A 14,946-nucleotide genomic window follows, 5' to 3' on the forward strand; every position below is an offset into this window, starting at 1 on the left:
TAAGTATTATTTATAAGGGTAAAGATAGAAAATGAATTGAGATTTGCTGTTGCCTATTTGAGAATTTTAACGTTTAGCAGAAGAAAAAGTAATCTATCATCGTCTTCATATTCTGTTTGTGCAAATAGTCTCTAATTTCCTTTTGGGCTTCGTTATTAGCCACAGTTATAATACTCTGAGGGTTTTTTAAGTTCTCCAAATACTTGAACTCTTTAAGTTGTTGATTATAAATATGCTTGTTTATTTTTTTTGGATTATCGCAAATCCAATGAAAGGGAATGTTTTTAGCTGCTAATGATTTTGCTACTGTCTTTCCTTTAAGCCCTGCTCCCCAAATTGTTAGGGGTCTTGAACTATCATAATTCAATTCTAAAAAGTAATGCAATTTTAAATCGATAAAATGATTTTGTGCATAATGCTCATGCGTTCTAGATGTTCTAATTGGATAATCTCGCCAATGATGAAGCATTTCTTCAGTTGGAATGCATTTTAGCTCGTATTTATAAAACCTAAACGCTAAATCGTAATCTTCAGGATATCGATTTGGTATAAAAGCTTCACAATTTATAAAATCTTCTCTATAAGTCATCCAACAAGGTGAAGGGATGACGCATTCCTTATATATCTCCGAGTAATTGCTACCTAATCTTGTGAGTTTATTTAGCCATTGTTCATAATTTGCATAACCTTCACTAATCCCTTCTTTTGAAAAATAGCTAACCAAACCCAATGCAACATGTCCTTTTCCAGACTCTAGCAGTGAATTCATCATCACTTCAAGTTTGTTTGGTGTCATGATATCATCACTATCCATTCTTGTAATAAAATCACCTGAACTGTGTTGAAACGCTAAACGCAAAGCCTCAATAATCCCGGAGCCAATATTTTTATGGAGTTTAATCCTAGAGTCTTTTTTTGAATATGCTGAAACGATACTATAACTATCATCAGTCGAAGTATCATCAACAATCAACAATTCCCAATTAGAGTAGGTCTGATTAATAATTGAGTCTAAACATTCTTCTAGATATTTGGAGGTGTTTTTAAAAGGCGTTAGAATACTAATAAGAGGTTGTTGCATGAGGCGAAGATATTAAACTCTTCTATTAACACAAATTAACAATGATTTACTATAAAATATAAAATGGAATATTATTTTTGTTGCACTTAAAAAAATTATACATGAAAAAAATCACACTAATGTTAGGTGTTTGCGGATTGTTGCTAGGATGTGGCTCTGCAAAAAGAACAAACGATTTAGCAATTAGCAATCCAATCGTAACAAAAATAGATTTAACAAAAGTTGTTGCAGACAAAGCTCCTGTAACTATAAACCCGGGAAGATTCACGACTGAAACTGTAACTTACAGGTTGCCAAAAGTAGTCCAAGGTACTTATTCAGTAAGTGATTTTGGGAAGTATTTAGATAATTTTAAGGCAGTTGACTATGATGGAAATGAACTAGCTTTTAGTAAAAGTGATACAAATACTTGGGTTATTAATGACGCTACAAAGTTGGATTATATCACTTATAATGTAAATGATACTTTTGATGTTGAAACCTCAGGAGGAATAGGTGGTGATACACCGTTCTCACCAGCTGGAACTAATATTGAGCCAGATAATTATGTGTTAAACTTACACGGATTTATTGGTTACTTTGATTCTTTAAAGAACAATCAATACACATTAGATGTTACTGCTCCAGCCGATTTTGTACGTACATCAGCATTACAACAAGCTGGAAGCACAACAAGTACTGATGGTAGTTCAATAACTTCTAGTTATTTGGCACCAAGGTATTTTGATATTACCGATAACCCAATGATGTACGGGAAACTGGATATTGAAGAGTTTATGGTTGGTGATATTAAAATTGTTTTAAGCGTGTATTCTCCAAATAAAGTGCATTCTGCTGCATCAATGAAAGAAACGATGTATAAGATGATGCAAGGGCAAAAAGCATACTTAGGAGATGTAAATGCAACTCCTCGTTATGATATTTATGTATATCTATCTGAAGGAAAACCAGAATCTCCTAAAGGGTTTGGTGCTTTAGAGCATCACACATCGACTGTTGTGGTTATGCCTGAATCTATGCAAGAAGCAGCTTTAGCTACACAAATGGTGGATATTGTTTCACATGAATTTTTTCATATTGTAACGCCTTTAAGTGTGCATTCTGAAGATGTTCATTATTTCGACTATAACAATCCTACATTTTCTAAACATCTATGGATGTATGAAGGGGTAACAGAATATTTTGCAAGCTTATTTCAAGTAGACCAAGATTTGGTATCTGAAGATGAGTTTTACAGCAAAATAATGGGTAAAATACAAACATCTAGAGCGTTGAACGATTCAATGAGTTTTACCGAAATGAGTGAAAATGTTTTAGAAGAGCCTTATGCTAGTCAGTATTACAATGTATATCAAAAAGGTGCTTTAATCGGTATGTGTATTGATATTTTAATGCGTGAGGGAAGTAACGGTAACCGAGGGATTTTATCATTAATGAAAGAGTTATCTCTTAAATATGGTAAAAACAAACCTTTTGAAGACGATAAAATTCTAGATGAAATTGTTGCAATGACGTATCCTTCTTTGGGAGAATTTTTTGATGCTCACGTTGTTGGCACAACACCTATTGATTACGATAAATTCTTTGAAAAAGTTGGTTTACACGTTGCTGAGTCTAAAATTAAAGCAAACTACTTATTAATTAATGGAGCACCAATAGTATCTGGTGATGGTCAAAAAGGAACCATCTTTTTCACTGCTTTAGCAGAACAAAATAGCTTTTGGGCAGAACAAGGAGTGAAAGCGAATGATGTGATTAAAATGGTAAATGGGCAAGAAGTAACACTTCAAAATGCAAACGCCATTTTCCAAGAAGTATATGGATGGCAACCAGGAAAAGAGATTGAAATTAAGTTGGATAGAAATGGAGAGGAGATTATTATTAAAACAGCATTAACTCAAGGTTATACAGTTGGAAATAAACTACAAGCAAAACCAGATGCTACAAAAGCACAAGTGGAGTTGAGAAATGCTTGGTTAAAAGGATAATACTTAAGTTTATATAAAATAAAAAGAGGTTGATATAATATCAACCTCTTTTTTTGTGTACATTTTATAAGTTCCTTATTCTATTAAATCTGTATTTACAATAGCTGTTTCAATAGACAGCTTATTTCCTTCGTTAACCTTAGTCCAAGTAATATATGCTAGATTATCTTTTACAACCATCCTAGGGAAGCCACTCGAGCGACTTTCCGATGATTCTGCTAAAGTTATGATATTACTTAGTTTTCCATTTTTGGCAACACGTTGCAACTGAATACTTGTTCTGCCTTCAACAGTATCCATCCAACTTACAAGCGCAGAGTTATCTTCAAGCATTTCAACATCTACACGACCTAAAGGAGTGACATCTCCAATCTCTATGGGCTCATTAAATGTTTCTCCATTGTTATTGGAGAATACTACTTTTACTGACGGTAAATTATTAGCAACAGTAAACCAAGCAATAGCAACACTGTTTGCTTTAGTTGAGATTGCAGGCCCATTTACTGGGCAACCCTTAATTTCCCAATTATCATTATAAATGGCTTTAGGTTCAGTCCATAATCCATCAACTAACTTCACATAATAAACATCTCTAATTTCTGTATCAGAACGGTCTCTATAAATAACTATTGGACCTTCTTCTGTCATTGCAACATCTGTTTGACAACAATCACATACGCGATCGTCTAGTAAGTATTCATTTTTCACATTACCTTGACTATCAAAAATAGCTCCACGAAGTGTCATTTGTTTTGCAATAGTGGAGTCTTGTTCTGCGTAAGCCATTTGTCGACCATCTAACCAAATCGATAAAAACGAATTATCATCCAAAGCAACTTTGCTAACAAAACCATGTTCGGTATTTGTACTATCTGTATGAGGTGTTATAGCAGCCCTCCAACTATTGCCATCATCGTTAGATATGGTGAGTTTAACATCATAAGCATACGTATCACTAGCACTTTTTTCCAAATAATGTGCTGCTAAATTATTTCCAAAGGAAACTACAGAAGGGAAGTCAGCCCAATTTAAAAACCAGTTATCACCAGTTGCTATAGTCTGTGATTCAGACCATGTATTGTCATTATTTAATTTTGACAGTAAGAGCTCACTGGAATCATTCTCTCCAGTTTCTATCCAACTTATGTAAATAGAGCCATCATCAGCTTTATGCAAACTAGATTCTGAACCATTTAGGCCAATAGGAGCAGGAATGTAAGTGACTACGTTTACTGGCTCTTTATTACAAGAAAAAAGGATTAGTGTAAAGGCACTTAATAAAATTTGATATTTCATAATTAATATTTTGCAGCTTTTCCGTTGGCTGAAGATTTTTTAATAAACTCTCTTATATCTTCATTAGCCTTAATTAAGTCTTCCTTTCTAAGATACATCATGTGACCACTTCTATACCCTTTAAAACTCATACGGTTTTTTAATTTTCCACTTGGGTCAATTTGCGATAAGGTATATTTTGCTGTAAAATAGGTGGTCGCTCCATCATAATAACCAGATTGGTTTAATACATGTAAATACGGATTAGTTGCCATTGCCTTACGTAAATCATCTCTAGTAGTGTTGTTATCATTATTCCAAGGGTGTACAGGACCAAACATATTGTATTTAATATCTGTATCGAAGTTCAACTCATTTTTTATGTAATGGTTAATTGCTGGCGTAAACGAATGTAACCAAGACGTTAATTCGGCACTATAATCTGGACTCATTCCAGCTTGCATTCTGTCAATACCTAAATAACGTGAATCTAAACGACCAATGGTTTGTCCAGTTTTATCGCGTAATAATTCTTTCCAGAAAAAATTATTTGGCACTACTAAATTGTGTTGCAAAATCACTTTTTTACTTAAACCAGTGTATTGCGACATTTTCTCAGCGACACTGTTTCGTTCAGCATCACTAATAAAGCCACCTTTGGCGATTGCAGGCATTAATGTGTTAATAGCGTAGCTTTCAACTTCTGGTAGCATATCTGTTAAATCTTTACTTTGTAAAGCAGGGGGTAACATTTTATGATACCATGCAGCTGCAGCTTTATAGGGTAAATCAAGCGCCGAATACTCTGGCTGATTATCTACATTATAGGCATTATAATCGGCTGGTGATACTAATATCACACCATTTAAATACATCCATTGGCTACCTTGCAACTGGTTTGCTAATCCCATAACACGAGTGCCTCCATAACTTTCGCCAATAATATATTTTGGCGATTCCCAACGGTTTTTTCGAGACACAAACGTATTTACCCATTCTGCTAAGTATTTGATATCCTCATTAATTCCAAAAAATTGTTTTCTATCAGGCATTTTGCCTTCTTTATCTGGAACCATTCTCGAATAACCTGTATTAACAGGATTTACAAACACGATGTCTGCTACATCTATAATAGAGTTGGGATTACTTTTAAATCCGTAGGGTTGCACAGGATAGCCTTCGTCATCAATATTTAGAATTCTTGGACCTGTATAAGCCACATGCATCCAAACCGAAGCTGAACCAGGACCTCCATTAAAAGAAATGATTAATGGTCTAGACGCTCTGTTTTTAATATTATTTCTGGTGTAATATGTGTAAAACAATGTTGCAACTGGGTCACCCTTTGCGTCCCAAACAGGTTGTGTGCCTGTTTCGGCTGTGTATGACATACTCACACCTTTTATAGTTGTGTTATGTGTTGTTTTAACTAAGGTATCTACTGGAATTGTTCTACTTTGAGCAAACGATGTTGTTATTCCTATTATGCATAGAAGTGTGATTATTTTTTTCATTGATTAGAAAATTTTGTTGGTTGATTTTGAATAATACTAAGGTACTATTTTAGAAGAAATAGTAAAGAATAATTATTAATTGTTATTAACTATTAAAAACCCTCAAAAACACCAAGACCAAAAAGCGCAAAATCATATTTAACGGGGTCGTTTTTGTCTAATGTTCTCAATGAAGCGTCTAACTCATTTAAAGCTTTAGCATCATTTTGCTTTCTATTGAGTAATTCCAGTTTTCTGGCTACGTTTCCAGAATGGACATCCAAAGGGCAAGATAGCTGGCTAGGAGAGAGGGTCTTCCAAATACCAAAGTCAACGCCTGCGTTATCCTGTCTAACCATCCATCGTAAAAACATGTTAATACGCTTTGCTGCTGAATTTTTTAAAGGGTCGCTAATATGCTTTTGAGTTCTAGGTAAATGCTCAATCTCAAAAAAATGTTTTTTAAAATGATGGATAGATGCTTGTAAGGAATCTTGTTTAGCATGCTTTACAAACACAGCTTCCAAGCCATGATGCTTTTTGTAAATATGCTGTAAACTTTTAATAAATTGTATAAAATCGTTTCCGTTGAATGTGCGATGTACAAATGGTTTTAGAGCTTCTAAATCTTTGTCTTGATGATTGATTATAAAATCGTGAGGAACATTATCTATCAACAGCATCATTCGCTTAGCATTATTGATGATACTTTTTCTATTTCCCCAAGCAATGGTAGCTGTTAGAAAACCAGCGATTTCAATATCTTCTTTTTTATTGAATTGATGCGAAATTTGAATAGGGTCGCTCTCAATAAACTTTGTGTTATTGTATTGAGCGACTTTTGTGTCTAGAAAATCTTTGAGGTCTTTAGTGTTTAAAAAGTGTATAACTTTAATGGTTTTGCTGTTGAAATGCTAAAGTAAAAAATAAAATTTGCTTACTTGTACTGAACTTGCTTCAGTATCGTCTGATATAAATCATTAAAAAAAATCATATCAAAAAAGTTAGCATTTATTAGAAAATGGAGAGTTTATATTTAAAACTCTAGTAACTGTAACAAGTTTCAATATAACTCGTCTTATTGTTTTAAATTAAAAAATATGAAAAATAAAATTCTAGTATTACTTGCAGTAGTAATAGTTAGCGCATGTAACGACACAACCAAATACAGCACCACCAACCAACCAACTCTCGCTGATTATGAGGTTGGTGAGAAATGGGTTTGGAAATATAAAGGTATAACTACGGAAGGAGAAGTACGCTCGGATGGAATAGATACAAGAGAAATAGTCAATATCGATGGGATTTTAGGTATGACAATCGGTAAGGACACCATTCCAGTTACTGAAATTGTAAAAAAGGATGAAAGCAAAACACCTAAATACGCTTGGCCTCTAAAAGTGGGAAAAAAGTGGAAATACGAAAACAACTGGACTAGTCAAGATGGGACAACTGGAAGTCAAAATCAAGAAGCTGAAATATTATCATACCGAGAAGAAACAGTTGAAGCTGGAACATTTATGGCTTATACAATTGAATATACAGGTAAAACTACCAATTCTAGAGGTTATAGCGCAGATGAAAAGGAAATTTGGTTGTACGCACCAGCAATAAAAAACTTTATTAAACTCACTCAGAATCAAGGAGACTTTTTATACGTAGAGGAATTAATTGAATATTCAAAACCAGAATAAATCGAAATATTTTAAAAAAAACTAAATGAAAAACAAATGTTAACAACGTGATAATTAATTGCTTGTTCTGTATCCATTCGGAAAATCCTTTGGATTTTCTATAAGGTTTATATTTTCTAAATTAGGCGTATAAACACAATAAGCGTAACTCAAAACTTACCCTGATTACTTCAACTTCTTCAAAGACTTAGCAACTAATACACATACACAGCTATCACCAGAAATATTCACTACCGTTCGTGCCATGTCCAAAGGTCTATCAACTGACATTATCATCGCTAAGGCAACTGCTAATTTCTCAGAAGGAAATCCAACAGATTCTAAAACTATCACTAACATAATAATACCAGCACTTGGTGTTGCTGCTGCACCAATAGATGCAAGCGTTGCTGTAAGTACAATAGTTAATTGGTCGGTTAAAGTTAAATCATGTCCCAAAACTTGGCATACAAAAACGGCTGCAATGGCTTGCATTAAACTTGTGGCATCCATATTTATGGTAGCTCCAACTGGACATACGAAACTACTTATTTCTTGTTCAACACCTAGATTTTCTTCAACACATTTCATGGTTACTGGTAGTGTTGCCATACTAGAACTTGTAGTCAATGCTGTAAGTTGCGCTGGTAATATGCCCTTTAAAAAATATTTAGGCGATTTTTTGGCGTATAGCATAATTAGTAGTACATACACACCAACCAATAACAACATACCAAATAGGAGTAAAGCAGCATATCTTAATAAAGCAATAAATAACTCGGCATTGGTAGTTTCTGCGATAAGCGTCGCGATTAAAGCAGCAACTGCGTAAGGAGCAGTAAGCATGATAACATCCACCATTTTAAGCATGATTCTATTTATTGAATCAATCAACTTTTTTACTGGTTTTGTATGTTTACTAGGTATTAAGAGCATGCATACGCTAAAAAAGATGGTCACAAAAATGACTTGCAACATACTTGCATTATTAGTAAATGCACTAAACATATTTTGAGGCACTAGCTCTACAAAAAAGCTTAACGGTCCTTTATCCCCAACATCAGCAGAAGCTATTTTATCGCTCATGCTTGCTGTAAAACCTTCAGACAGATTGATTAAAGCATCAGGATTTACATTAGAGCCTGGTGAAAAGGTGTTTACTAAAAACAATCCTAAGACAACGGCCAAAACTGTTGTAAATAAATAAAATCCAATAGTTCTACCTCCAATTTTTGATAAATCGGATAAATCTTTAAAATCGGTAATGCCTTTAGAGAGTGACACAATCACTAACGGAACAGCAATGAGCTTTAAAAGGCTTATAAATATTTGCCCTATGGGTTTAATCCAATCGGTTACAAAACCCTGTCCCCAAGAAAATTGAATAGCGACTAGACCAATAATAACACCTAATAGCATTCCTAATAGAATTTTCCAATGCAATGCCATTTTTTTCATATAATATATATTACTAAGTATTATTTACCATTTTGCCATCGACCATTACAAGTTTTCTATCTGCCATATTTGCCAATTCTTGATTATGGGTTACAATAACAAAGGTTTGTCCAAATTGGTCACGAAGTTTAAAAAATAGATTATGAAGGGTTTCAGCAGATTCGCTATCTAGATTACCAGAAGGCTCATCTGCAAAAATGATTTTAGGATTATTTATTAATGCTCTAGCGACAGCCACACGTTGTTGTTCGCCACCTGATAATTCATTAGGTTTATGATTTATTCTATGCGACAATCCTAAAAACTCTAGAAGTTCTTTTGCTCTTTTTTCCGCTTCAGTTTTTGGAGCTCCTTTAATAAATGCAGGGATGCACACATTTTCTAGAGCAGTAAATTCTGGCAGTAATTGGTGAAATTGAAAAATAAAGCCTAAATGTTCATTTCTAAATTTCGCCAACTCTTTTTCTTTAAGATCAGTGATAGATGTATTATCTATAATTAATTCATGAGTTTCTATTTTGGAAGCTTCGTCTAGTGTGCCTAATATTTGCAATAAGGTGGTTTTTCCTGCACCTGAAGCACCAACTATAGATACTATTTCACCTTGTTCGATAGTTAAATCTACACCTTTTAATACATGTAAATCATCGTAATACTTATGAATATTTTTTACTTTAATCATACTTTTTGTAATAAAGTAAAAATACAGAATTGAAGTGTAACCTTTTTATAAAATTTGAACAATATTGATTTTTGTTTATGGCACACCAACTGTTGAATCTTTTTTCTTGAAAATACCTTTTAACGAATTATAATCCAAGAAATACACCATTTTTAAAGAGAATGTATGCTGAATGTCCTGATCAAACAAATCTTTTAAGCTATCTCTAAAAGAATCTCTGGATGCAGAAGAAGAATTAAATAATTGATTTCTATATAAAGCAATTAATTGACTTCCTGGAGCAAATTGCCATTCGTAACTTAGGTCTAAGTTCCAAATATTAAAATTTCTATGAGGATCAAGATCTAAATTAGTAATTGTATGACCTGTATTAGTTGTAAGTTCACCATCCTCAAGTAAAGTGTAAAGGTTTTCGTCGTAAGTTGCTGTAGACCAATAATTTCTAAAAGATAGGGTTAGCGAGTTTAATGAGTTGAAATTAAGCGTTCCAGAGATTGTATTTTCAACAGTTTTTACATCTCTTTGGCCAAAGATAATTTCACCATCATTTATATTATCTACATAACCTCGATCATTAATTTTTCTTTGATAATCTATTTGATATTTTATTGTTAGTTTATCACTAAATCTATATTCTGGTCCAACTCTAATACCGTATTCACGGATGTCTAGTCCATCTTGAAATAGCTTACCATAGCTAAAATTGGCATTAGTGGAAAGTGCTTTATTACTATTGGTGTAAAGGTATGTTCGTCCTTGTATCCAATTTGAAAATGAGAAAAAGCGGTCATTCTCTTGATCTCTAGGCTCGAAGTAATCACGTTGTTCACCTAGCATCATCGTAATGTTTCCACCCATCCACATGAGGTTTTTTGTTCTGGTACTTACGTTTATACTTGTTCTATTTCCAGTAAAATCGTTATTACTATGTCTCCAGTTAAATTGACTTTCAGCCCTGACATTAAAACTGTTAAAAATGCCAAAAGGCTCAAAAATTTCATAGCGAAATTTACCCTGTAAGTTTTTAAAGTTATTTCTCACTCCAAATCCTAAATCGTTGACATCGTATTTATTGTCTCTTATGCTTCCTTCAATTCCGTATTGGTAAGTACCACTAACTTTTCCTATTTCAAAGCCTGCATCAAAACCAGTAGAATTATCTTCAATATCAGTAATTCTACTCATTTTTCCTTGACCACTGACCCTGTACGTATTGGTCTTATCTGTTAAACTTAGAAGCAAAGCAGATGCATTTGCATCTCTAAAATCACCAGTTCTTGTTACATTTGTATTAACAAAACTCACTGAAGAATTTTGATTAAAACGCTGATCTAAAACAATGATATTATAATTTGTAAAAGGTTCGGTTGTTTGATCTCGGTATGTTATTGTTGAGTCAATTTTTTCATCGTTTATATCAAGGTCATATTTTGTGTTTTTAATTCTTGCTGTTGTTTTTTCGGTAATTGCATTAAATACTCCAATTCCTAACCCATGTTTATTTCTACCAGAAATCTTAATGGCATTTAACATTTTTACACTTTTTGGATTGTCAATAACCTCTTCAACTTCGTCAATTTCATCAATTAAATCGTCATAGATATCATAACGTCCAACAGGAGCATTACCTATTCTTCTTGAATAGAACAAATCTCCTTTACTAAACAAATTCACACCTTCTTTGAAAAACTGACGCTGTTCGTCAAAACGTTGCTCAAAAGGACCTAAATTTAATTCTACTTTATCGAAAGCAGCTTGACTAAAATCTGGAATCAAGGTTAAATCCAATGTAAAACTTTCAGTAATTCCATATTTTACATCCATACCAAAACCAGTATTACTCACAGTTTCTCCACTTTGGTTAATTGCGGTATACGAAGCAAAAGGATAAAAGCTCAATCGAGTAGGAGGAGAAATGTTTTTTAAACCATGAAGTTCACCATCATAAATTCCTTGTTGCCCAACCGTTCTATCTATTGGACTCCAGCTATAATCAAGTCCACCTTTTCTATATTTTCTATAAAACTGAATTCCCCAAACAGGGTCTTCTTGATTTGAAAAACGAAGAGCTGCGTAAGGAATTTTCATTTCAACAATCCAGCCATCATCCACGTGTTTCACAGCACTATCCCAAACAGCATTCCAACCTCTATCTCCTCTTGGTCCTGGGCCACCACCTCTTCGCCCACTTGAACCTCCTACAATATCTGCTTGAGTTCCTGAACTCATTACATAAAATTTTATATCGTTTTGTGCATCGTTATTTGGATTAAATGTTACTCCAAAATAATCGGCTTGACCAAAATCGTCTCTAGGAGAAAAGACTTTAAAAATATCTTCAGGGTTATCATGTAAGTAAGCTGCAATAAAAATAGCTTGGTCATTATAGGTAACTCTTACTTCGGTTTTTTTGTTTTCTGCTGCTTTAACTCCCATTTCTGGGTCATATTGTACAAAATCGGTAGCTACTTCAACAGTACTCCAAATAGCATCGTCCAATACACCATCAATTTTTGGAGCTTTGGTCGTTTTTGTAATATTTAGTGTTTTTTTCTGTTGCGCAGTAGTCAGTGTAACCCAACAACAGATGGATAAAAAGAAGAAGGCTCTTTTCATTTTTTAATGATGATTAGTATAGTTTAGTCTTTATTTGCAAGCTTGATTCTTAAAAAACTGCAAAATTTTCTCAAAACTACACTTAGTAACGTAAGTATTGTCCTAACTAAATGTTAAAAAAAAGACCCATTATATTAAAATAACAGGTCTTGTTGCGAAAATTATAGATTTCTTCTTAGGTGTTTTTCTTTTTAAATACGTTTTTAACATTGTTATAATCTATATAATACACCATGCGTAGTGAGAATATATGTTCTATTGGCTGATTGAAAAGTGTATCTATACTATTAAAAAAGTTTTCTTTTGACATATTATCAAAATTGAATAACGAATTCCTATATAAAGCAGTTAGCTGACTTCCAGGAGCGAATTGCCATGAATATCTAAAATCTAAATTCCATGTATTAAAGTTTACATTAGGATTGAAATTTGGATTGTCAGATAAAAAGGTGCCAATATTGTCTAAATTATATCCAGTATTATTAATTGTGCTTCCATCATTTTCTAAGCTAAATAGATCATAATCATAATCTACAGATGACCAGTAGTTTCTAAATGTTAATGATAATCCATGAAATGAATTAAAGTTATACGTGCCAGAAATACTATTTTCAATTGTTTTTTGTAGACGCTCACCAAAAATAATATCGTCATTGTCTGCTGTTGCTACATAGCCACGACCACCATTACCTCGATTATACTGGTATGAGTAGGAAAGACTAAATTTATCTGAAATTCTTATAGTTGGATCTACTGCCCAAAAGTGTACAAACACATCGCGATTTTTATCAAAAAGTGTTGCAAATCCTTGACGTGTCATAAACGAGAACTTTTTAGCTCTGTTTGTACCAATCCAAGCATTCATGTTAAAACCATTATTGAAAGTGAAATATCGACCATCGGTTCTTGGTTCCCAATAATCGAATTGTTTACCAATTTCCCAATTAATATTTCCACCAAAATTGAATAATTTCTTGGTTTGTGCATTAAAGTTAATACCTATGTTTTTACTTGTATAAGTGCTTGGCCTAAATAAACGCTCATAGTTAAACCACATATTTATTCGGTAATTATTAAGCTTTTCGGTAGGTTTAAATGTTTGGTAGGAAGCATAGGTAGAAAAATTACTAAAGTTATTTCGGAATTGGATTCCCATATCATTGATGTCGAATTTTTTATCAGCCATTTCGTAATCAACACCAAATCTATAATTACCACTAATTTTATTAAACCCTAAACCACCACTCACACCAGTAGTTGTTTCATCTATTCCTTTATAATTTACATTGCTAACTTTTATCGCTCCTTCATAATTATACGTGTTTTTCTTATTATTAATATCAAACAATCCAGCCGTAACATTTGCGTCTCTAAAACCTCCATCACGCATTACATTAGTATTTACTAAACTAACAGATGAATTACCATTAAACTGTTTATCAACTACTAAAATATTATAGTTAGCAAGAGGCTCAACTATTTCTTTTCTAGTGTTTTGAGTGGTATTGTCTTTAATTGTCGCTTCGGTTTTCTCGGTAATAGCATTAAAAAATGCGACTCCTAAACCTTCCTTTGTTCTTCCTGAGAGTTTTAATGCATTTATTACTTTTACATTGTTTGGATATTTAGTAACTCTTTCGTTAGCACCAAGTGTTGGGTATGCGCTAGGTCTATTGCCAATACGTCTAGAGTAGAATAGATTACCTTTACTGAAGAGGTCTACACCCTCAGTAAAAAACTGTCGTTGTTCTGAAAACTCTTGCTCAAAAGGGCCTAAGTTTAATTGTACATTATCAAAACCAGCTTGACTAAAATCTGGAACTAAGGTCGCATCTAGGGTGAAATTTTCAGTAATTCCATATTTTATATCCATACCGAAACTGAAATCACTATCGTTTTCTCCATCGAAACTTCTAGTTATAGCTGAAGCAAATGGATATAAGCTCAATCTAGTTGGTGGGCTAATATTTTCGATACCACGTATCTCACCATGCATTAACCCGATTTTTTTTCCTGATGAAAGATCTATAGGATTCCAGGTATACTGGCGATTATCCCTCATATAACGTCTATGGTAGTTTATTCCCCAAGTTTGCACGCCCTTATTTGAGAATCGTAATGCCGAATACGGTATTTTAATTTCTGCAACCCAACCGTTGTCAACGATTTTGACTGCACTATCCCAAACAGCATTCCAGCCCCAATCTTCATTGCCATCTGATGTAACAATAGCATCTGCTTGGGTTCCTGTTGTAAATACTAAAAACTCAGTATCGTTTTGTCCATCATTATTTGGGTTTATAGATATTAAAAAGAAATCGGCTTGACCAAAATTATCACGTGTTGTAAATTGCTTCATAATTTTAGAAGGGTCGTCCTGCATAAAAGCTGCAAAATACACTGCATTGTCATCATAGGTAACTTTGACAATGGTTCTTTCATCCACAGTTTCTTTGACTCCAATATCTGGTCTAAACTGTATAAAATCTTTGGCTTCTTCGGCTTCTGCCCAAGCAACATCGTTTAAAACACCATCTATTTTTGGTGCTATCTTAGCTCTTTTAAGGTTTACGAATTTTTTTTCTTGTGAAGAGATGGTGGTAATACACAAAAGTGCAATAAACACAGAGAGAATGTTTTTCATTTTTTGATTGATTAGATGAATGTACTTTACAAAGAC

Annotated in this window: 10 protein-coding genes; 2 read left to right on the forward strand and 8 right to left on the reverse strand. The window is 33.5% G+C overall.

Annotated features, from left to right (window positions below):
* Window positions 1-73: 73 nt before the first annotated feature.
* The gene (locus tag HB672_RS10160; RefSeq protein ID WP_167611901.1) at window positions 74-1,081 is read right to left on the reverse strand and encodes a glycosyltransferase family 2 protein; all 1,008 of its coding nucleotides are present in this window, start codon (window positions 1,079-1,081) and stop codon (window positions 74-76) included.
* A 101-nt stretch (window positions 1,082-1,182) separates the two neighbouring features.
* On the opposite strand from HB672_RS10160, the gene HB672_RS10165 reads away from it, so the two are divergent.
* The gene (locus tag HB672_RS10165; protein ID WP_167611905.1) at window positions 1,183-3,069 is read left to right on the forward strand and encodes a peptidase M61; all 1,887 of its coding nucleotides are present in this window, start codon (window positions 1,183-1,185) and stop codon (window positions 3,067-3,069) included.
* Between the two features lie 75 nt (window positions 3,070-3,144).
* Here the strand turns inward: HB672_RS10165 and HB672_RS10170 are convergent, their stop codons facing one another.
* The 3 genes from HB672_RS10170 to HB672_RS10180 form a co-directional block, all read right to left on the reverse strand.
* A complete protein-coding gene (locus tag HB672_RS10170) occupies window positions 3,145-4,365 on the reverse strand; it encodes a hypothetical protein (protein ID WP_167611908.1) in 1,221 nt (406 codons plus the stop codon).
* 2 nt (window positions 4,366-4,367) lie between these two features.
* Complete coding sequence (locus HB672_RS10175) at window positions 4,368-5,858, reverse strand: carboxypeptidase (protein ID WP_167611911.1); 1,491 nt, start codon at window positions 5,856-5,858, stop codon at window positions 4,368-4,370.
* 92 nt (window positions 5,859-5,950) lie between these two features.
* Window positions 5,951-6,724, reverse strand: a complete 774-nt coding sequence (locus HB672_RS10180) for a TIGR02757 family protein (RefSeq protein WP_167769586.1) — start codon at window positions 6,722-6,724, stop codon at window positions 5,951-5,953.
* A gap of 213 nt (window positions 6,725-6,937) precedes the next feature.
* Between HB672_RS10180 and HB672_RS10185 the strand changes: the two genes are divergently transcribed.
* Window positions 6,938-7,531 (forward strand): hypothetical protein, encoded by a 594-nt coding sequence (locus HB672_RS10185; protein WP_167611914.1) that lies wholly within the window; start codon window positions 6,938-6,940, stop codon window positions 7,529-7,531.
* Between the two features lie 165 nt (window positions 7,532-7,696).
* On the opposite strand, the gene HB672_RS10190 is transcribed toward HB672_RS10185, so the two are convergent.
* The 4 genes from HB672_RS10190 to HB672_RS10205 form a co-directional block, all read right to left on the reverse strand.
* On the reverse strand, window positions 7,697-8,968 hold the full coding sequence (locus tag HB672_RS10190; protein ID WP_167611917.1) for a dicarboxylate/amino acid:cation symporter: 1,272 nt from the start codon (window positions 8,966-8,968) through the stop codon (window positions 7,697-7,699).
* Between the two features lie 13 nt (window positions 8,969-8,981).
* Window positions 8,982-9,650, reverse strand: a complete 669-nt coding sequence (locus HB672_RS10195; protein ID WP_167611920.1) for an ABC transporter ATP-binding protein — start codon at window positions 9,648-9,650, stop codon at window positions 8,982-8,984.
* 75 nt (window positions 9,651-9,725) lie between these two features.
* Window positions 9,726-12,266, reverse strand: a complete 2,541-nt coding sequence (locus HB672_RS10200) for a DUF5916 domain-containing protein (RefSeq protein WP_167611923.1) — start codon at window positions 12,264-12,266, stop codon at window positions 9,726-9,728.
* A gap of 175 nt (window positions 12,267-12,441) precedes the next feature.
* Window positions 12,442-14,910: a DUF5916 domain-containing protein gene (locus HB672_RS10205; protein ID WP_167611925.1), complete on the reverse strand. Its 2,469-nt coding sequence runs from the start codon at window positions 14,908-14,910 to the stop codon at window positions 12,442-12,444.
* Window positions 14,911-14,946: the final 36 nt, after the last annotated feature.

It is taken from the genome of Gaetbulibacter sp. S0825 (assembly GCF_011777505.1).
GTDB lineage: Bacteria > Bacteroidota > Bacteroidia > Flavobacteriales > Flavobacteriaceae > Pontimicrobium.